The sequence below is a fragment of the Pseudomonas sp. rhizo66 genome (genome assembly GCF_031931925.1).
In the GTDB taxonomy this organism is placed as follows: Bacteria; Pseudomonadota; Gammaproteobacteria; order Pseudomonadales; family Pseudomonadaceae; genus Aquipseudomonas.
The window spans coordinates 1-976 of record NZ_JAUJWZ010000052.1 but is presented as its reverse complement, the minus strand read 5'-3'; the positions used below and the strand labels follow the sequence as shown (position 1 = coordinate 976).

Sequence of the window (976 nt, the reverse complement as noted above, 5' to 3'; positions counted from 1 at the left end):
TACGGCTGATCGTTACAAGCATCGGCCAGCTCTGCTGGTCGATGTTGTTTACGCCCCTCCAGAATTTCGCGTACGTTGAGCCGCTTTGCGGTCGTCGACGAACGCCGCTGTACAGCACGAGGAACAAGGGATGTTCGCGCCGGCCAATGAAACCCACTTTGCCCTGACCATCGAAGGGCTATCCGCCGATTTCCAGGTGTTTACCCTCACCGGTCGGGAAGCCATCAGCCAGCCTTTTGTCTTCGAGGTGGAGCTGGTCAGTGAGCAGCCGTCGCTGGACCTCGAAACCCTGCTGCACAAACCGGCCTTCCTGCAACTGTCGCCCGACGGCAGCGGCATCCACGGCCAGATCTATCGCGCCGCGCAAGGTGACTCGGGCAAACGCCTGACCCGTTATTCAGTGACCCTGCGCCCACAACTGGCGTACCTGGCGCATCGCGTCAATCAACGCATCTTCCAGAACCTCACGGTGCCGAAAATCATCGGCATGGTCCTTGAAGAGCACGGCATCCAAAGCAACGCCTACGAATTCAAGACCGGTTCGATCTATCCCGAGCGCATCTACTGCGTGCAGTACGATGAATCGGACCTGCATTTCATCCAGCGCCTGTGCGAGGAAGAAGGTATTCACTACCACTTCGAACACACGGCGACGGCGCACAAACTGGTGTTTGGCGATGACCAGACGGTATTCCCGAAACTCAAGCCTGTGGCCTATCAGCAAGACTCCGGCATGGTCGCCAGCGACCCGGTGATCAAGCGCTTCGACCTGCGCCTGGAAACCCGCACCAGCCGCACCACCCGCCGCGATTACGATTTCGAAAAACCACGCATCACCTTGGAAAGCGAACAGCGCGGCGACGCCCTGCCCGACCTCGAAGACTACGACTACCCGGGTCGCTTCATCGACCGCGAGCGCGGCAAGCACCTGGCCAAACGCGCCCTCGAACGCCATCGCAGCGACTTCCAGCTCGCC

Annotated in this window: 1 protein-coding gene; it reads left to right on the top strand. The window is 59.9% G+C overall.

The features are described from left to right. Positions 1-130: 130 nt before the first annotated feature. The coding region (gene tssI, locus QZR14_RS27910) for a type VI secretion system tip protein TssI/VgrG (protein WP_311998310.1) at positions 131-976 on the top strand (846 nt) is incomplete at its 3' end.